The organism is Parabacteroides faecis, from assembly GCF_014647375.1.
GTDB classification, from domain to species: Bacteria; Bacteroidota; Bacteroidia; order Bacteroidales; family Tannerellaceae; genus Parabacteroides; species Parabacteroides faecis.
In genome coordinates, this window is sequence record NZ_BMPB01000004.1 from 366,451 (window position 1) to 385,245 (window position 18,795).

The window sequence follows — 18,795 nt, forward strand, 5'->3', positions numbered from 1 at the left end:
ACTTGTCAACTGTCAACTGTTTTACTCTCTGGTTTTTTGGAGCAGCAAATAATCCAGTATGGTCATCGCTGCCATCGATTCGACAATCGGTACGGCACGCGGAAGAACGCATGGGTCATGGCGTCCGCGGGCTTTCAGGACGGTTTCTTCTCCATCCATATTGACAGTTTCCTGTTCCATCAGTATCGTTGCAACCGATTTGAAGGCAACACGGAAATAAATATCCTGTCCGTTGGAGATTCCTCCCTGGATACCTCCCGAATGATTGGTGTGGGTATTGATATGGCCGTTATCATTGAAGAAACGGTCATTACGTTCGGAACCGCGATATAATGCGGCTTCGAAGCCGTCGCCATACTCAAAACCTTTGACGGCGTTGATCGTCAGCATCGCATGTCCGAGTGCCGCATGTAACTTATGGAAGACCGGTTCTCCGAGTCCGACAGGCGTCCCTTTTATTACACAGGTGATCACTCCGCCGATCGTGTCCCCTTTTGATTTGACTTCTGCGATAAGCTTTTCCATTTCGGCCGCTTTATCCGGGTCCGGACATCTTACATCACTTTCTTCTGTCAGGTTCAGATCGTAATTTTTATATGATCCTTCCAGTTTGATAGGACCGACCTGCGAAGTATAAGCCTGAATATGAATTCCTTTTTGACGTAAAGCCAGTTTGGCAATAGCTCCGGCAACACACCGGGCGATAGTTTCACGAGCAGATGAACGGCCGCCGCCACGAGGATCACGAATGCCATATTTTGTCTGATAAGTATAATCGGCATGCGAAGGACGGTAGACCGTCTTCATATTATCATAATCGGATGAATGCTGGTTTTTGTTCCAAATGATAAAACCGATCGGTGTACCGGTTGTTTTTCCTTCATAGATCCCTGAAAGAAATTGAACTTCGTCATCCTCTTTACGTGGCGTCGTAATCCTTGACTGACCCGGTTTACGACGATTTAATTCTTGCTGTATGAAAGCTGTGTCCAATTCGATACCAGCCGGGCATCCGTCTATAACACCTCCGATTCCCGGGCCATGTGATTCTCCGAAGGAAGTTAGCCTATATATGTTTCCGAATGTATTCATATCTTATAAATGAAATAGGGGATTAAGAATAATATGGCTTAAAAACAGAATGAGGAATGCAGAATCTCTTTCATTCTTCATTCCTCATTCTGCTTTTTTATTTTATAATTAGTGGCAGCTGCCGCATCCGCAACCACCTTCGTGATCGTGATCTCCGCAATCGCTTCCGCAGTCGTCGCATCCGCAACCACATCCACCGGCGGGAGCTGATAATGCTGCGATTTCTTCAGCTGTCGGTTCGTGAACATCGATCACTTCACCGCTGAAGTGCAGAGTTTCGCCAGCCAACGGATGGTTGAAGTCCATCACAACAACATCGTCTTTCACTTCCAGAACAGAACCGTTCAGACGGTTACCGTTTGAATCCATCATAGGAACGGTGTTACCTTCTTTGATAACCTCTGAGTCGAATTTTCCTTCTACTTCAAAGATGTTTTTCGGCAGATCTAATACATGATCTTCCACATATTCTCCGTATGCGTCAGCCGGAGCGATAGAGAAGTCGAACTTGTTGCCTACTTCCAGGCCTTTCAAAGCATCTTCGAAAGCCGGGAGCATAGCACCTGTTCCGAAAATGAATTTCAAAGGAGTTTCAGGCACTGCTCTTTCCATCAACTCACGCTCTTCACCTTCTCCTACGTTCAGGTCGTATGTAACCGCAACGAACTTATTTGCTGTAATTTTCATTTTTAAATGTATTTGTAATAAATAAAACGAGGACAAATTTACGTATAATTTCCGACTTATCAGGTTATTCTTTTAAAAATAAAGATATGTAATGTTTTCAGGCAGAATATAGTTATCTTTGTCGGCTGAATAAATAAAAGATTTTGTACTTATTCTATTGTTACAGTATTTGTCGATAGGTTAATAAAGTCGTGTTTGCTAATGTGGTTTTCTAAAGGGATAAATTTTTTCTTTCCGAACGGAACGGAGAGCAGAAAATTGATAGGTCTGTTTTTTGTTTTTTTGTTTTTGAAATTTATGTGGTTTAATTTGCTTTGGTGCATGTTATCCACATTTACGCCATTCTCAAAGGTTGAAACTTATCTGGATACTATTCTGGTTTCCTTGTTCTTATTATTGCCTCTGGTTTGTTTTCGTGCCGTAAAGACAACATGGGTTATATTTTTCATACTCGATGGTTTGTTTATTTCAAACCTGATGTATTTTCGTACCTATTTTACAGCAATACCATTGGATAGCTATCTTTTGGTCGGTAATTTATCTGATTTTGCCAGTAGTGTATTGGATTCCTGGAGAATGGTGGATTTGTTTTTCCCTTTATCTACAGTTGCAGCAGGAGTTTTGTGGTGGCGTAATTTCTATCGGAAGCCGGAGAATAAAACGGTTGAACAACCTAAGAGAGGGCGGACCTTTGTTCGTTATATTGCTTTGGTCTGTTTGATCGCTTTGGTTCCTGCCATTCGTCTCTGGAGTCAGAACGGGTTCAAGGTTGCCTATGAAAGATTGCAGGATGCATATTTGCACACCTGTAATATACCGATGTACACGATATTCGGTTCTCTTTATTATGATTATACCTGCGACCATATAGTCTATACGGAGGAGATAAAAGACCGCATCGATTCCTGGCTAGCCAGGAAAACGGATTTACAATCCGTTTTCCCTCAAGTATATAGTAAAGATAACTGTATTATTATCCTGGCCGAATCGTTGGAAAGTTGGGTCTTGGAGAAAACGGTCGAAGGGCAGGAGATCACTCCGAATCTGAATAAAATACTAAGGGATTCCTCGGTTATTTATGCACCTCATGTTTTATCGCAGGTAAAGGGAGGGCGTTCTATCGATGCCCAGTTGTTAATGGGCACAGGGCTTTTGCCTATTCAATCAGGCCCTTACAGTATTAAATTTCCGGAGTCATATTATCCTTCTGTCGTTAAGGCATTTAAAGGGAAACATAAGAATGCCAAAGCATACAGCCTGACTATCGATAAACCGATGGTGTGGAATCAATGTATAATAGCTCCGGTTTTAGGTTTTGACAGTCTGGTTTCGAAAACCTGTTTTATACAAGAAGAACCGGTCGGTTCACGTAAGCAGGTTGGCGACCGTGCTTTTCTGCGCCAGTGCCTGGAAAAAATGAAGAATAATGAAGTTTGGGATGATTCCGGAAATACATTTTTACAATGCATTACTTATTCCGGGCACAATCCTTTTATTTTACCGGATTCTTTGAAGAGAGTTTCTTTTTCGCCGGACATTCCCGAGGTTCTGAATAATTATATGACCATGGCCAATTATACGGACCGGGCAATCGGGGAATTTATATCCAGGATTAAAGCGGATAAGCGTTTTGATAATACATTGGTCATGATCATGGGTGACCATGAGGCTTTGGGTACTGTGAGAAAAGAATTATGCAATGATCCGGTGGGAAAGAATATCGTATCGGATAAAGCATTTGTTCCGCTTATAATTTTGAATGCACCCTTTAATATGTATTATGGCAAAGTAATGGGACAGGTGGATGTGTATCCGACATTGCTTGATCTATTGGGGCTGAATGATTATTGGTGGAAAGGATTGGGAGAAAGTATCTTTAATCCGCAGAAGCCTGATTTTGACGTGGATCCTCAGTTGAATATCGTGGGAGATACTGCCGGTGTTCCGGAAGAGACGATCCGTATGCTTAAAAAATCCTGGGAGATTTCAGACTTGATCATCCGCTATGATTATCTGGGGCATAAGCTGAATGTAAAAGAAGAACCGGCAAAAGTAGTAGGCATGAAATAATAAAAATGAGACTGTCAAAAACACTATTACCGAACGCAGAATACGCAGAATACGCAGACGCTCGCAGACTTTTTATTTTCTTTAAAACAATATATTATCAGCGCTCTGTCTGCGTCATCTGCGTTCTTTAATATTGAGTTTTGACACATTCTCAATAGTTACTTTATTTCTTGTCGATCGCTTTCTTAAGAGCATTCAGCGCTTTGTCCAGCACGGAACGCGGACAACCCACATTCAGACGCATATAACCTTCACCGCCCGGGCCGAACATACTTCCGTCGTTTAACAGAATACCCGCTTTATCCAGGAATAGATGGACAAGGTCTTCCTGGCTCAGTTTCAGGTCGCGGCAATCCAGCCAGACAAGAAATGAAGCTTGCGGAGGATATACTTTTATCTTCGGTAGTTTGGTTTTGAAGAATTCATCCACGAAACGGACGTTCTCCATCACATACATGCGCATTTGCTGTAGCCACTCGGCACCATAAGTATAAGCCGCTTCGGTTGCCGTATAAGCAAAGATCGTTCCGTCACCTAATTCTCCGGCTTCCAGAAACTCATAAAATTCCTTCCTGATCTTTTCATTGGGAACAATAGAGTAAGACGTTACGATTCCTGCGATATTGAAAGTCTTGCTTGGAGCCATAAAGGTAATACTGCAATTAGCTGCAGTATCCGAAACAGTGGCAAAAGGATGATGTGTGAATTGCGGATAAGCCATTTCTGCATGTATCTCGTCCGAAATGACCAATATGTTATGTTTGGCACAAATATCCGCCAGTTTAACCAATGTGTCTTTTTTCCAAACGATACCGCCCGGATTGTGAGGGTTGCAGAGGATCAGAATTTTACATTGTTCATCGATCACTGATTCCAGTTGTTCGAAATCCATTTCATAAACGCCGTTCACCAGTTTGAGCGGATTATTGACCACCTCGCGTTTCATACTTTCCGGTACGATGCGGAAAGGGTGATATACAGGAGGTTGAATAATCACTTTATCGCCGGGTTTGGTAAAGCATTGGATAACAAAACCGATCCCTTTAACGATCCCCGGAATATAGCTAAGCCATTCCCGTTTGATCTTCCATTTTTGTTTATAGTCTACCCATTCGATAATACTGTTATAGTAAGAATCTGAGCCGAAGGTGTAACCGAATATCTCATGTTCGCAACGTTTCCTGATTGCGTTGACAATGAAGTCCGGGGTACGAAAATCCATATCGGCAACCCAGAGAGGAGTAAGATCCCCGTTGCCGTACCGCTCTTTTAGCGCATCGTATTTGACGCAATTGGTGCCGCGGCGTTCAATTACTTCATCAAAGTTGTATTGCTTCATTTTTATATTAGTTCAGTCAGTTTTTAGTTTTCAGGTCGATTGATCGGGTCAAAGATACAAATTATTTTATCTGATTCTTTTTATTTTGATTTTTCTGATATTTTTCGCTACTTCGCATTAGTTATGGAATTACCCGAGGAGAGACATATTTTAGAGGAGATCGCTGCAGGAGACGTAAAAGCTTTCGAACGGCTTTTTATTTGTCACCAACCTCGGTTGGTGAACTTCCTTGTCGGCTTGACGCACGACAAGGAAATCAGTCGTGACATCGCTCAGGATTTGTTTCTTTCGTTATGGAAAGACCGTGAAAAATTGAAGGAAGTACATTCCTTTTCCTCTTATCTTTTCCAGATGGCTCGTTTTACTGTGTACGATTATTTCGACCGTCTTGCCGTTTCAGAGAAGTATACGAATGAATTTTTGTTGGAAGCTTCCATCTCGCAATCGGATGAGGAAGCCATATTTGCACGCGAACTGCAAAACCTTATCAACCGGACTGTCGAACAAATGTCTCCGCAACGAAAGCTGATTTATAAGATGAGCCGTGAGCAGGGTCTGTCAAATGATGAGATCGCCACCCGTTTGGGTATTAGTAAACGTACAGTCGAAAACCATTTGACTGCCGCCCTGTCCATTCTTCGTAAGGTTCTTTATCTTTTTTTGTTTACTTGTTTGGGCTGAACACTGTCGTTTTCCAAAAGTGTTTCATTATAATGAAACAAGTGTTCCACCCTGTAGAAACAACTGTTTCATTACTATGAAACACATTCAACGATAGCACCCGTTCGTTCCGGAATCAAAATATTTTCAAAAAAAGTCGATTATTGATTGTGTGTGTCGTTGCTGTTAACCTACACCAATATAAAGACGGATATTTTATGGAAGAAAACAACAAGACAAAACAAGTCATGCGGCTGTACTTTGGGAAACACTTTTCACGGTATGGGCATATTTTGTTTGGGCGTTGGTTGAAGGCTGAAGATGAGGGGGTGGAAAAGCTGGAAGCTTTACAGGATTTGTGGGAAGAGTCTGAAACTGAAGTGACCGCATCTACATATAATGACTGGAATGCTCTGCAGAAACATTTGATAACAGAACCGTTCCGCAAGCGTATGATCCCATTGTACCGCCAGGTATTTAAATATGCAGCTATCATTGCCCTGGTGTTGATGACTGCCGGTACGACTTATTGGGCGACCGATCGTTTTAAGCCTGTCCGTCATGTAGAAATGGCTCAGATATTTGTTCCTTATGGAGAAAGTAAAGAGGTGCTGCTGCCTGATGGTTCGAAAGTATGGGTCGATGCCGGATCTTTGCTGGTTTATCCGAAAGATTTTACCGATACCGAGACACGTACGGTATATCTTACCGGGGAAGCGGCATTCTCTGTCCGGAAAAATCCGGAGCAACCTTTTATTGTAAAAACGACTTATCTGGATGTGCAGGCGCTGGGTACTGTCTTTTCTGTTGAAGCCTATCCTAGTGATTCTTGTTCGATGGCTACGTTGGAAGAAGGGAGCATACTCGTTTCAGTAAACGATGAAGGTATCGAACCTACTATATTAAAGCCGGACCAACAGTTAATCTATTCCCACACAACCCATACAGTGACAGTTCATGCTGTCGATGCATCCATATATAATATGGAAAGGAACGGTTACCTGATATTTGAGAATATTCAGTTCAACCGCCTGATGGCTTCTTTGGAACGTAAGTTTAACGTGACGATCCATTATAATTCACAAAAATATGCGGGTGAATATTACAATGTTAAGTTCTCTCCGGATGAGACTTTAGAAGATGTGCTGAATGTGCTACGGCAATTGGTTGGCATACGTTATACCGTGAAAGGAAGAGTAGTATTCATAAATTAAAAATAAAGGAGGATACAGATATGAGCAAAAGAAAACCGGAAAGACAGAAAGTGCGAAAATCCCTCTTTCCGGAATTCGAAATCGAATCTTGAACATCATTGGATTGACGAGTAAATCGTCAGGTTTTATTAATATTCAATTTTCAAATGTACAAATATATGAAATTAACTAATCTAATACCTATAAATAGCGGAAAAAGTATATCCAAGCTGCTATTTATAACCGCTTTGTTTTCTAACAGCTTGTTTAGCTATGCGCAACAACAACAAGTGCGCCTGACCGGGAATAATGTAACATTGAAGACGGCCTTCAAACAGATAGAACAACAGACAAAATTGTTTGTGGATTATAATACTCAGGAAGTAAATGATTCCCGTCCCATTTCAAAATTACCTAAAAACAGTAACGTGAAAGAGGTAATGGAGCAATTGTTGGAAGGAACCGGTTGTTCGATTGCCTTTAGTAACGGGCATATCATTATAACAAAACAAGCGCAAACTGCATCTGACACTAAAAAGATCTCAGGTATCGTAAAGGATGAACGCGGAGAGCCTGTTATCGGAGCGAATGTCGTGGTAAAAGGAACGACGAACGGGACCGTTACGGATATGGACGGAAAATATACTCTGGAAGTTTCCCCTGGTGCCGTGTTACAGATATCTTATATAGGCTACAACACTCAAGAGGTAAAAGTTGGTAGCGTAAATGTCGTAAATGTATCTCTCAGAGAAGATTCCGAAGCACTGGATGAGGTCGTGGTTATCGGTTACGGTACGGTAAAGAAAAGCGATTTGACAGGAGCGGTCGGTTCCGTACAGATGAAAGATGTGAGTCAAGTCGGTATTACCAGTGCAGACCGTGCTTTGCAGGGACAGATTGCCGGTGTACAGGTTAATGCCAGGACAGGCCAGCCAGGCGAAGCGATGATGATTCGTGTTCGTGGTAGCAACTCTTTGGCAGGTGGCAATGAACCGCTTTATGTCATTGACGGCATGCCGGTAGAGAGCATGAACTCCGATATCAATCCGGAAGATATTTTGTCGATGGAGGTTCTGAAAGACGCTTCTTCTACTGCAATTTATGGTTCACGAGGTGCCAACGGGGTTGTTATGATCACGACAAAAAGAGGTAGTACAGGAGAGACTGTGCTCGATTATAACGGTTATGTGGGTATTTCTATGTTAAGAAAAAAACTGAATTTACTGGGAAAAGATGATTATATATCCATGGTGAACGAGGTTTCGCAGAATGACGGAAAAGGTATAGCCATTATGCCGGAAGAGGCAGCTTCGTTACCTGATAGCGACTGGCAGGATCTGGCTTATCAGACGGCATTAACGCATAGCCATCAGGTATCTGTTTCAGGCGGTACGGATAAAACAAAGTTGTACTCCTCTCTGAACTATATGAACCAGGAAGGTATTATCAAAGGTTCCGATTATAACCGTTTTGCCTTGCGTATCAATGGTGACCAGAAACTGGCGAAAAATCTGGCATTAAACGCAAGTATTGCTTATTCATACGGAACTCAAAACACCGCGAACAGTAGTGCTGATGGTTGGGGGGCGATTGCTTATACGGCAATGGTAATGGCTCCTATACAATCGATCAGAGATGCAGACGGGAAATATACGACTTTCTCCGGTACTCCGTGGGGAGGAACTAATCCGGTAGGGATGGCGGATTTATATAAAAATAAAACTGTAAATTCTCGTTTGCTGGCAAATATGTCACTAATCTATGATATCATTGACGGGCTGACTTTCCGGGTAAATGCCGGTGCTGAGGTAAATGCCGGAAGTACGGACCGATATATTCCGATAGGTTTGTCTGCCGGTGGAAAACTGGATGGAGATGCCTCTAAATCGAAGTCAAATTATTATACGATAATTAATGAGAATATTTTGACTTATGATAAGAAGTTCAACAAGAACCATGCTCTGAACCTGATGGGCGGTATTACTTTCCAGACTTATCAATATAATAGTCTGAGTGGTTCAGGTACAGGCTTTTTACGTGATGTGTATGAAACCAATAATTTAGGAGTAGCTTCAACCCCGGGAACTCCATCCTCGGGCTTTAGTGATTACCGGATGGTCTCTTTCCTGGGACGTGCCAATTATAATCTGATGGAAAGATACTTGTTGACGGTAACGGCACGTTATGACGGATCGTCTAAATTCAGTAAGAATCATAAGTTCGCCTTTTTCCCCTCTGCTGCTTTAGCCTGGCGTGTTTCAGAAGAAGATTTTATGAAAGATATCGACTGGCTGAGCAATCTGAAGTTGCGTGGAAGCATCGGACAGACCGGTAATCAGTCTATTAGCCCTTATCAGACTTTTGCTCGTTTGGGAACATCGGGACCCATCTTTGGCAATGGTAAAGATATCGGTTTCAATTTGTCTTCTATGGCTAATGATGATTTGAAATGGGAAACAACTACACAAACAGACATTGGTGTCGATTTCGGATTCTTCTCCAACCGTTTGAATATTGGTTTTGACTATTATTGGAAACAAACGCGTGATTTGTTATATAACGCTACATTGCCTCCTTCTTCCGGTTATTCTTCTATGTTGAGAAACCTGGGACGTATCGATAATAAAGGTTTTGAAATCTCTATCAACACGATCAACATGAGAGGGAAAGTTAACTGGACGACTAATTTGAACATAACATCAAACAAATCAGTAGTGAAAGATTTAGGTACGGATGTGTATGGAAATAAAATTATGCGAATCGATGCTCCTATCGGAGGAGGAAACTGGTTCCCCTTGTTCGTTGGAAAAGCACCGTTCCAGTTATATGGATATGAGATTGAAGGTATTTATCAAACAGATGAAGAAGCCCGCTCGAATGGCGAAGCGACCAAGAAAGCTGGTGATTACCGCTATAAAGATACTGATGGAAAAGCAGGTATTACAACAGGTGATAAGACTATTATCGCTAATACGCAACCTAAATTTACCTTTGGTTTGACGAATACGATCAATTGGAATAATTTTGAATTTTCTTTCCTGGTGATCGGTAGTGTCGGCGGAGATATAGTAAATGAATTTAATAAGAGCATTACCAATATCGGTGGAACATGGAATATCCGTAAAGATGTATGGCAAAATCATTGGACACCGGAGAATCCGAATGCCAAGTATGCACGAGCTTCTGCTTCAACGAAAGATTATCTGGCATTTGGCGATCCTAGTTCTATTTGGGTGGAGAATGGCTCATATCTTCGTTTTAAAGATATAAAACTGGCTTATACACTACCTACTCAATGGTTTGCTGGTTCACGTAAACCGAATATATCGGTTTATCTGAGCGGACAAAACCTGATCACGATCACAAGTTACTCGCATTATGATCCGGAAGCATCCTGGACCTCTTCAGCCGTGAACGGGTGGGATAGAGGTGTTTATCCGTCTGCAAAATCATTTACTTTGGGTTTACAGGTTAAATTTTAATACGTATTATAAGAATGAAAACACTGATTAAAAATATATTACTGGCTGTACCGGTTATTTTATCTGCTTCCTGTTCGAGTTGGCTGGAAGAAGAACCGAAGACATTTATTTCTCCTTCTGCCTTTTATCAGACAGTGGAAGATTTTGATGGGGCACTGAAAGGGTTATATCCTCAGGATCAGAACCTGAATCTGACAGAAGTTTTTGCCGATTATAATGACAAGCCTGAGTCGGCAGAACAGGTTGGCGATATTTGGGCAAACAATCCGGGATATGGTTTTTATGCATTCAGAGGTGCTTGGGCCGGACCTTACAGTACGATTAAAAATACCAATATGATATTGGAAGAGATAGAAAGTAAGGACTTTTCGGCTGAAACAAAAAATCGTATTATCGGTGAAGCAAGATGCTTGCGTGCCTGGTCTTATTTTACACTGGTCCAGTTTTTTGGAGATGTTCCTCTGCGGGATAAAGTCGTGTCCAGTGATGCGGATGTTGCGATAGATCGTACATCACAGGCAGATATTTATAAATTTATCTTTGATGATATTCTGGATGCGGAACAGAAGTTACCGGAGGATGCTCCGGAAATGGGACGTGTGGATAAATATGTCGCGAAAGCAATCATGGCACGTATTTATTTAACTTCAGCCGGTTATCCGATGAACCAGAAAGAAAATTTTGCAAAGGCAAAGGAAAAAGCATTGGAGGTAATTAATAGTGGTAAGTATTCTTTAATGCCTACTTTCGATAAGGTTTTCAAGACAGAACGTTATACGGCGGAGACTATTTGGGCACAGTTGTTTTCTGCGCCTGACAGTTATAGCGGCATGCATAATAATTCTTCGCCCATCGGTAGCCAGACTGCCTTGTATTTGCCGACGGATGCATTTATTGCCGGTTTTGACAAAGGGGATATGCGTAAAGAGTGGGGAATTAAATCGGAATATATAAATGCCAAAGGAACCAAAGTGATCAGTCGTACATATTATAATAAGTATATTAATGAAGAATATTTGGAACAAGAACTTCCGGCTTCAAATACAAATATTCTAACCTGGCAAACGCAATTGATCCGTTTGGCAGAAATGTACCTGATAGCTGCTGAAGCTGAAAATGAAGTGAACGGACCGGCTGGAGCTTATCAATATATCAATGCTATTCGTAAACGTGCCCGTGTAGATCAGGGTGATCCTACGAATGTCCCGGATCTGAACGGACTTACGCAAGATCAGTTCCGGGAGGCTGTTTTACTGGAACGTAAGCACGAATTGTTTGAAGAGGGTTTTGCCTGGTATGATCTGAAACGTACACAGACATTTGACAAGGTACAGAAGGCGCGTGGTGACAGATTGAATGTGCCTATCGGTACTTACAACAACACCTGGCTAATACCTGATACGGAAATCCTGAATAATAATATTCCTCAGAATCCGGATTATAGATAATCATTGTAGAACACATGAAGGGCCGGTCTGATATATCTTATGGATTGGCCCTTCTTATATCCATCTGTCAAAAATGAAAAAGCAGTTTGTTTATTTATTGTTTTTATGTGCCGTTTGTTTACAGGCTTGCGGTAATCCGGTCGATCCGGTAGCTTTAGATCTGAACCCCACGGATATCAATCGGTTGATACCTTTTCGGGGGGAATTGAATAATGGCGTACGGCAACTTTACCCGGAGGAACCCTATAAAACTTTTTGGGTAGAAAATTGGACTGCACCTGAACAGTCGATTGTGTGGAAAGTGAATACCGGTAGTGAAGATTATCTGGCAGCAATGTTGGTTTCTGTCAATAATCTTGAAGATGGAGAAGACGTAGCAGTAACGCTCTCTAATGGAACGGATAGTGTCATTTGTCGGATAGGGACCACCGGATGGCAACGTTGTCGTTTTCCACGACCTTTGCATTTTACTAAAGGCACCTCGGAATTGTCTTTAAAGATAAGTGAGCCGGGGAAAAAGGCTGATTTTAATATTTATCTCTATTCACTGGAAGTAGTCAAACCTGAAACCTGTAAAAAGTTACAGGCAGAGGCGGCCTCATTACGCAGTAATACATCGTGGATGGCTGATCTGCCGTATGGTTTTTTCTTTCATTGGAATTCGAAGAGTATGCCGAAGGCGGGTGAACCGCTGGCTTATGAGGATGCTGTAAATAGATTCGATGCGGAACGTTTTGCCCGGACTGTTAATGAGTGTGGTGGAAAGCTGGTCTTCTTTACGACTTCGTGGGCCGAATATTATTTCCCGGCTCCGATACAAACTATTGATTCGATATTGCCGGGGCGGACTACAAAAAGAGATCTTGTAGCTGACTTGTCGGATGCTTTAGGAAAGTATGGCATTCGTTTGATCTTGTATTATCATGTGGGACATGGCGATAAAGAATGGTGGGGCAAACAGCATTATACGCGTAATGATGCCGGTGATCTGTTCGCAAATGTGGAAAAGATAGTGGGTGAGGTCAGCCAGCGCTATGGAAGTCGTCTGGCAGGTTTGTGGATGGATGACGGTATCGGTTATTATCCGAACGGTGCCTCTTTCGAACGGATAGCTAAAGCTGCCAAAAGCGGAAATAAGGATTTGGCTATTTGTTTTAATTCCTGGATATTGCCGAAACTGACGGATTTTCAGGATTATTATGCCGGTGAGTTGGGGTTGTCGCCGGAGAGTGCCGGTATAGACGACCCTTATCTACCGTTAGATGGAGACGGCCTGTTTCATGGAGGTCCCCAGGATGGTTTGCAGGCTACTTTCTCCGGTACATTGGAGCCGGGTGACTGGACACATATATATAAGGATTCCATCATTGGAGATCCGGTACTTTTGATAGATGAATTGACACAGGTAGTCAGAGAATCCAATAGGCGAAAAAATCTTCCGATGATCAATGTCCGGATCTATCAGGATGGAACAATTTCTCCTAAATCGGAGGCTTTACTCAAAGAATTGAAGCGGAGAGCCTTTCAAAAGTAAGAATTCAACCGATTCAGGGATGGTTCTCTGTTAAAATGCAAGATGAATCATTCCTTTTATTGAAAAATGAAAGAAAAAGTAAGATTTTTCTTTTAAATCCTTTGTGTATATGAATTATTGTTCTACATTTGCAGCGTCAAACAAAAATAAAGACAATTGAAAAGATGATGAACAATGTATTACATATTATTCTCGTGGTGGTCCTTCTAGTCATTAGTAGGTAAGGAGAAAGGTGTGTAAGAAGTTGTGAAGTCGTAAAAGATATTTCTTAAGCCTTTCTCCATATAGAGAAGGGCTTTTTTTATGGTACGGGAGGTTCGTGAACCGCCCTTTAAAAATAAAAACAAATATGATGAAGAATCCGTTAAGAAGTTCATATAGCACAGAGGGGAGACGTATGGCGGGAGCCCGTGCTTTATGGCGTGCCAACGGCATGAAAGAAGAACAGTTCGGTAAACCGATTATAGCCATTGTGAATTCATTTACTCAGTTTGTTCCGGGGCATGTGCATTTGCATGAGATCGGACAGCAGGTAAAGGCGGAGATTGAAAAGCTCGGTTGTTTTGCTGCAGAATTCAATACCATCGCAATAGACGACGGTATCGCCATGGGGCATGACGGAATGCTTTATTCTCTTCCTTCACGTGATATCATTGCAGATAGTGTTGAATATATGGTGAATGCGCATAAGGCGGACGCAATGGTTTGTATCAGTAACTGCGACAAGATCACTCCGGGTATGCTGATGGCTGCAATGCGTTTGAATATCCCGACCATCTTTGTCTCCGGAGGACCGATGGAAGCCGGTAACCTGGATGGACGTGCACTTGACCTGATCGATGCGATGATCGAAGCTGCCGACGATTCAGTGAGCGATGAGCAGGTCGAAAAGGTAGAACGCTCGGCTTGTCCGACTTGCGGATGTTGTTCCGGTATGTTCACCGCCAATTCGATGAACTGTCTGAATGAAGCGATCGGCCTGGCTCTTCCCGGTAACGGAACAGTTGTGGCAACGCATGCCAACCGTACGCGTCTGTTTAAGAAGGCAGCCCAAATGATTGTGGATAATGCGTTCAAATATTATCGTGATGGGGATGATTCGGTTCTACCTCGTAATATTGCAACCCGTCAGGCATTCCTGAACGCGATGTCGCTCGACATTGCAATGGGAGGATCTACCAATACGGTTCTTCACTTATTGGCTATAGCTCATGAGGCGGAAGCCGACTTCACCATGAAAGATATAGATATGCTGTCCCGCAAAACTCCGGTTATCTGTAAAGTAGCTCCGAGTTGTTCTTATCACGTGGAAGATGTGAACCGGGCAGGTGGTATTATCGGCATTATGAATGAGCTGGTAAAAGCTGGCTTGGTGGACGATTCGGTGAAACGTGTGGATGGCCTGACTTTGGGACAGGCGATCGACCGGTATTGCATCACTTCCGTGAATGTAACCGACGAAGCGATCAATATCTATAAGAGTGCTCCGGCACATCGTTTCAATCTGGTACTCGGATCACAGGAAAGTTATTATAAAGAACTGGATACAGACCGCACTTCCGGTTGTATCCGTGACGTGGAACATGCCTATGTCAAAGATGGCGGTCTGGCTGTTCTCTACGGAAATATTGCACAGGATGGCTGTGTGGTTAAAACGGCAGGTGTAGATGAAAGTATCTTCCGTTTTGCAGGTCCGGCAAAAGTGTTTGATTCGCAGGATGCTGCTTGCGAAGGTATCCTGAAAGATAAAGTCGTCTCCGGCGATGTCGTCGTTATCACCTATGAAGGTCCGAAGGGTGGGCCGGGTATGCAGGAAATGTTGTATCCGACTTCTTATATAAAAAGCAAGCACCTGGGTAAAGAATGTGCATTGATCACAGACGGACGCTTCAGCGGTGGAACATCAGGATTGTCTATAGGACATATCTCTCCCGAAGCGGCTGCAGGCGGAGCGATAGGGTTAGTGAAAGACGGCGATATGATCGAAATAAATATTCCCGAAAGAACCATCCATGTAAAGGTAAGTGATGCAGAACTGGCAGAACGTCGCAAGGCGGAAGAAGCACGCGGAACCAAAGCCTTTACACCTCCTTTCCGCCAGCGTACGGTATCGAAAGCCCTGAAAGCATATGCAAAGATGGTTGCTTCGGCCGACAAGGGCGGTGTACGAATAGTAGAAGATTAAAAAAGATTACATCAGACAATAAAACAACAAATATGGAACAAAAGATAACCGGTTCGGAAGCTTTGCTGAAAGCGCTGATCGCTGAAGGAGTAGATACTATCTTCGGTTATCCGGGTGGGCAAGCGATCCCTATTTACGATAGCTTATACGATTACAGGGATAAATTGAAACATATATTAGTTCGTCATGAACAAGGTGCTACACATGCTGCTCAGGGATATGCGCGTGTCTCCGGTAAAGTAGGCGTCACACTGGTTACCTCGGGACCGGGTGCAACCAATACAATCACCGGTATAGCCGATGCTTTGATGGATAGTACGCCTATGGTGGTAATAGCCGGACAGGTTCCGTCTCCGTTGCTGGGAACGGATGCGTTCCAGGAAGTAGATGTGATCGGTATTACACAGCCTATCACAAAATGGGCTTATCAGATCCGTAAACCGGAAGAGATAGCCTGGGCCGTATCGCGCGCTTTCTATATCGCATCGACCGGCCGTCCGGGACCAGTCGTTCTGGATCTGGCTAAAGATGCACAGGTTGGACTTGTGGATTATCACTATGAGAAAGTCGACTACGTTCGTAGTTACCAACCGGAACCGGATATTAAGCAGGAACGCATTGAAGCTGCAGCAGCCTTGATCAATCAGGCTAAGAAGCCTTTCTGTCTGGTAGGCCAGGGGGTTATTCTGGGAGGTGCGGAAGATGAATTGAAAGAGTTTCTGGTGAAAAATGATATTCCCGCCGGTTCTACGGTTTTAGGTTTGTCTGCGTTACCTTCTGATTTTCCTTTGCATAAAGGTATGCTGGGAATGCATGGAAATGTAGGTCCTAACCGAAAAACAAATGAATGTGATGTATTGATCGCTATCGGCATGCGTTTCGACGACCGTGTGACCGGTGATTTGAAAACATATGCTAAACAAGCAAAAATAATACATCTCGATATAGATAATTCGGAAATCGGAAAGAATGTTCCGGTAGATGTAAAGGTATTAGGGAATGCCAAACATACGATTCCGATGATCACCGCTTTGCTCGAAGAACGGAAGCGTCCGGAATGGAATGCCGAGTTTGAACCTGATGCAAAGGAAGAACAGGAGAAAGTGATTGAAAAAGAGCTTTATCCCGCCAGTGGACAACTGAAGATGGGAGAAGTGGTTCGTAAAGTGTCGGAAGCGACCAATGACGATGCTGTTCTGGTGACCGATGTCGGTCAGAACCAGATGATGGGCGTTCGCTATTTCAAATATAAACGTACCCGTAGTGTGGTTACTTCCGGTGGTTTGGGTACAATGGGTTTCGGTCTTCCGGCTGCTATCGGCGCCAAGCTGGGTGCACCTGACCGTACGGTTTGTTTCTTTACCGGTGACGGTGGTATCCAGATGACTATTCAGGAACTGGGGACGATCATGCAGGAAAATCTGAATGTAAAGATCATCGTTCTTAATAACAACTTCCTGGGGATGGTGCGCCAGTGGCAGGAATTGTTCTTCAACGAACGTTATTCCAATACGATCATGAAGAATCCTGACTTTGTCGCTATAGCCAAAGCATTTGGCATTGCTTCTCGTGCCGTAGATAAACGGGAGGAACTGGATGATGCGATTGCAGAAATGCTCGATCACGACGGGGCTTATCTATTAGTCGCCAATGTGGAAACTTGCGGTATGGTATATCCGATGGTTCCGGCCGGAGGAAGCGTGACGAACATGATTTTAGGAGCTAAGTAAGGAGGAACAATTATGAATACGAAAAAATTATATACCGTTATTATCTTTTCAGAAAACACTGTAGGACTTCTGAACCAGATAACCGTTATCTTTACGCGTCGGCAACTGAATATTGAGACGCTTTCTGTTTCTCCTTCGGCTATAAAGGGAATACATAAGTTTACAATTACTACCTTTGCCGACGAGGATACGATCGATAAGGTCGTTAAGCAGATCGATAAGCGTGTAGATATTCTGAAAGCTTATTATAATACGGACGAAGACCTGGTTTATCAGGAGATAGCTCTTTACAAGCTGAGTACCGAACTCTTTATCAAGATGGGAACGGTAGAGGATCTGATCCGTAAATATAATGCCCGTATCCTCGAGATGAACGAAGATTGTGTGGTGTTGGAAAAGAGTGGTCATTATGATGAAACTCAGGCTTTATTCAAAGAACTGAGCGAAACGATCGGTGTCCTTCAGTTTATCCGCTCCGGTCGCGTTGCAATAACAAAGAGTAAAGTGGAACGTCTGAGCGACATGTTATCTTCGATGGAGAAAAAATTGCAGGAGAAACATGCCTGAGAGCAGATAGTATCATTTATAAACAGTATAAATTATGGAGAAGAACAAAGTAGGAGAATTTCATTTCGTAACAGAGTCCTATCTGATGGACTTCCGGGGACGCATCACGATCCCTATGATCGGTAATTATTTATTGCATGCAGCTTCCTGTCATGCCGCCGACCGTGGATTCGGATATAGCGATATGACCGAAAGGCATACAGCATGGGTGCTTTCACGTTTGGCTATCGAGATGACTTCGTATCCTGCTATGTCCGAATCCGTTACTTTATATACCTGGGTGGATGAAGTAGGAAAGTTATTCACCAGCCGTTGCTTTGAGTTGGTAAACGGCGAAGGTAAGACTTTTGGCTTTGCCCGCTCTATCTGGGCTGCGATCGATGTGGAAACGCGTCGTCCGACCTTACTCGATGTGGAGGGACTGAGTGCGTATGTGACCGACCGTCCTTGTCCGATCGAGAAACCCGGAAAGATCGCTCCGGTGGAAAACAATGCATCCGGAGAGTTTTACCGTGTGAAATACAGCGACCTGGATGTAAACGGCCACCTGAACAGTATCAAATATATGGAACATCTGCTCGATTTATTCGACATCGGTATGTTTCGTGAAAAAGAGATTGGCCGTTTTGAGATCGCTTATCAGTCTGAAGGTAAATACGGCATGGAGTTGACGCTCCATAACCAGGAAGTATCCGAAGGCAAATATAATATGGCAATATGTAACGATGGCAAAGCAATATCTCGTGCCGCCGTTACATGGACATAACCCGGTTCATTTGCCGTCAGTTTTAACTGACGGATAGGTAAT

Annotated in this window: 13 protein-coding genes; 10 read left to right on the forward strand and 3 right to left on the reverse strand. The window is 43.1% G+C overall.

Translation table 11 applies throughout. The annotated features are described in order from the left end of the window. Positions 1–21 precede the first annotated feature (21 nt). Positions 22–1,092, reverse strand: coding sequence for a chorismate synthase (gene aroC, locus IEY67_RS07460; protein WP_122353414.1), 1,071 nt, complete (start codon positions 1,090–1,092; stop codon positions 22–24). Positions 1,093–1,200: 108 nt separating this feature from the next. Beyond that, positions 1,201–1,779 (reverse strand): FKBP-type peptidyl-prolyl cis-trans isomerase, encoded by a 579-nt coding sequence (locus tag IEY67_RS07465; protein WP_122376321.1) that lies wholly within the window; start codon positions 1,777–1,779, stop codon positions 1,201–1,203. A 201-nt stretch (positions 1,780–1,980) separates the two neighbouring features. Between IEY67_RS07465 and IEY67_RS07470 the strand changes: the two genes are divergently transcribed. Then, a complete protein-coding gene (locus IEY67_RS07470; RefSeq protein ID WP_183668985.1) occupies positions 1,981–3,849 on the forward strand; it encodes an LTA synthase family protein in 1,869 nt (622 codons plus the stop codon). Between the two features lie 163 nt (positions 3,850–4,012). Here the strand turns inward: IEY67_RS07470 and IEY67_RS07475 are convergent, their stop codons facing one another. Continuing rightward, a complete protein-coding gene (locus IEY67_RS07475; protein ID WP_122353417.1) occupies positions 4,013–5,188 on the reverse strand; it encodes a MalY/PatB family protein in 1,176 nt (391 codons plus the stop codon). Positions 5,189–5,311: 123 nt separating this feature from the next. On the opposite strand from IEY67_RS07475, the gene IEY67_RS07480 reads away from it, so the two are divergent. The 9 genes from IEY67_RS07480 to IEY67_RS07520 all read left to right on the forward strand — a co-directional run bounded on the left by IEY67_RS07480 (position 5,312) and on the right by IEY67_RS07520 (position 18,753). Continuing rightward, on the forward strand, positions 5,312–5,869 hold the full coding sequence (locus IEY67_RS07480) for an RNA polymerase sigma-70 factor (protein WP_183668987.1): 558 nt from the start codon (positions 5,312–5,314) through the stop codon (positions 5,867–5,869). Between the two features lie 197 nt (positions 5,870–6,066). Then, complete coding sequence (locus IEY67_RS07485) at positions 6,067–7,062, forward strand: FecR family protein (protein ID WP_183668989.1); 996 nt, start codon at positions 6,067–6,069, stop codon at positions 7,060–7,062. A 158-nt stretch (positions 7,063–7,220) separates the two neighbouring features. Further along, positions 7,221–10,523, forward strand: coding sequence for a TonB-dependent receptor (locus IEY67_RS07490; RefSeq protein ID WP_229800994.1), 3,303 nt, complete (start codon positions 7,221–7,223; stop codon positions 10,521–10,523). A 14-nt stretch (positions 10,524–10,537) separates the two neighbouring features. Then, positions 10,538–11,971 carry a RagB/SusD family nutrient uptake outer membrane protein gene (locus IEY67_RS07495; protein WP_221267756.1) on the forward strand — a complete coding sequence of 478 codons (1,434 nt, stop codon included), beginning with the start codon at positions 10,538–10,540 and terminating at the stop codon, positions 11,969–11,971. A 73-nt stretch (positions 11,972–12,044) separates the two neighbouring features. Next, positions 12,045–13,505: an alpha-L-fucosidase gene (locus IEY67_RS07500; protein WP_183668993.1), complete on the forward strand. Its 1,461-nt coding sequence runs from the start codon at positions 12,045–12,047 to the stop codon at positions 13,503–13,505. Between the two features lie 352 nt (positions 13,506–13,857). Next, complete coding sequence (gene ilvD / locus IEY67_RS07505) at positions 13,858–15,690, forward strand: dihydroxy-acid dehydratase (RefSeq protein WP_122357121.1); 1,833 nt, start codon at positions 13,858–13,860, stop codon at positions 15,688–15,690. A 32-nt stretch (positions 15,691–15,722) separates the two neighbouring features. Further along, a complete protein-coding gene (gene ilvB, locus IEY67_RS07510) occupies positions 15,723–17,420 on the forward strand; it encodes a biosynthetic-type acetolactate synthase large subunit (protein ID WP_122357110.1) in 1,698 nt (565 codons plus the stop codon). A gap of 12 nt (positions 17,421–17,432) precedes the next feature. Continuing rightward, entirely contained in the window at positions 17,433–17,987 is a 555-nt protein-coding gene (ilvN, locus tag IEY67_RS07515; protein WP_122357108.1) for an acetolactate synthase small subunit, read from the forward strand. Between the two features lie 34 nt (positions 17,988–18,021). Next, positions 18,022–18,753 (forward strand): acyl-[acyl-carrier-protein] thioesterase, encoded by a 732-nt coding sequence (locus IEY67_RS07520; RefSeq protein ID WP_183668995.1) that lies wholly within the window; start codon positions 18,022–18,024, stop codon positions 18,751–18,753. Positions 18,754–18,795 lie beyond the last annotated feature (42 nt).

Excerpts from the sequence above, each read along its gene's own strand:
- IEY67_RS07480 (WP_183668987.1), top strand. The coding sequence starts at position 5,312 with ATGGAATTACCCGAGGAGAGACATATTTTAGAGGAGATCGCTGCAGGA.
- IEY67_RS07475 (WP_122353417.1), bottom strand. The coding sequence starts at position 5,188 with ATGAAGCAATACAACTTTGATGAAGTAATTGAACGCCGCGGCACCAAT.
- IEY67_RS07500 (WP_183668993.1), top strand. The coding sequence starts at position 12,045 with ATGAAAAAGCAGTTTGTTTATTTATTGTTTTTATGTGCCGTTTGTTTA.
- IEY67_RS07495 (WP_221267756.1), top strand. The coding sequence starts at position 10,538 with ATGAAAACACTGATTAAAAATATATTACTGGCTGTACCGGTTATTTTA.
- IEY67_RS07465 (WP_122376321.1), bottom strand. The coding sequence starts at position 1,779 with ATGAAAATTACAGCAAATAAGTTCGTTGCGGTTACATACGACCTGAAC.
- IEY67_RS07490 (WP_229800994.1), top strand. The coding sequence starts at position 7,221 with ATGAAATTAACTAATCTAATACCTATAAATAGCGGAAAAAGTATATCC.
- IEY67_RS07485 (WP_183668989.1), top strand. The coding sequence starts at position 6,067 with ATGGAAGAAAACAACAAGACAAAACAAGTCATGCGGCTGTACTTTGGG.
- ilvD (WP_122357121.1), top strand. The coding sequence starts at position 13,858 with ATGAAGAATCCGTTAAGAAGTTCATATAGCACAGAGGGGAGACGTATG.
- IEY67_RS07520 (WP_183668995.1), top strand. The coding sequence starts at position 18,022 with ATGGAGAAGAACAAAGTAGGAGAATTTCATTTCGTAACAGAGTCCTAT.
- ilvB (WP_122357110.1), top strand. The coding sequence starts at position 15,723 with ATGGAACAAAAGATAACCGGTTCGGAAGCTTTGCTGAAAGCGCTGATC.
- IEY67_RS07470 (WP_183668985.1), top strand. The coding sequence starts at position 1,981 with ATGTGGTTTTCTAAAGGGATAAATTTTTTCTTTCCGAACGGAACGGAG.
- aroC (WP_122353414.1), bottom strand. The coding sequence starts at position 1,092 with ATGAATACATTCGGAAACATATATAGGCTAACTTCCTTCGGAGAATCA.
- ilvN (WP_122357108.1), top strand. The coding sequence starts at position 17,433 with ATGAATACGAAAAAATTATATACCGTTATTATCTTTTCAGAAAACACT.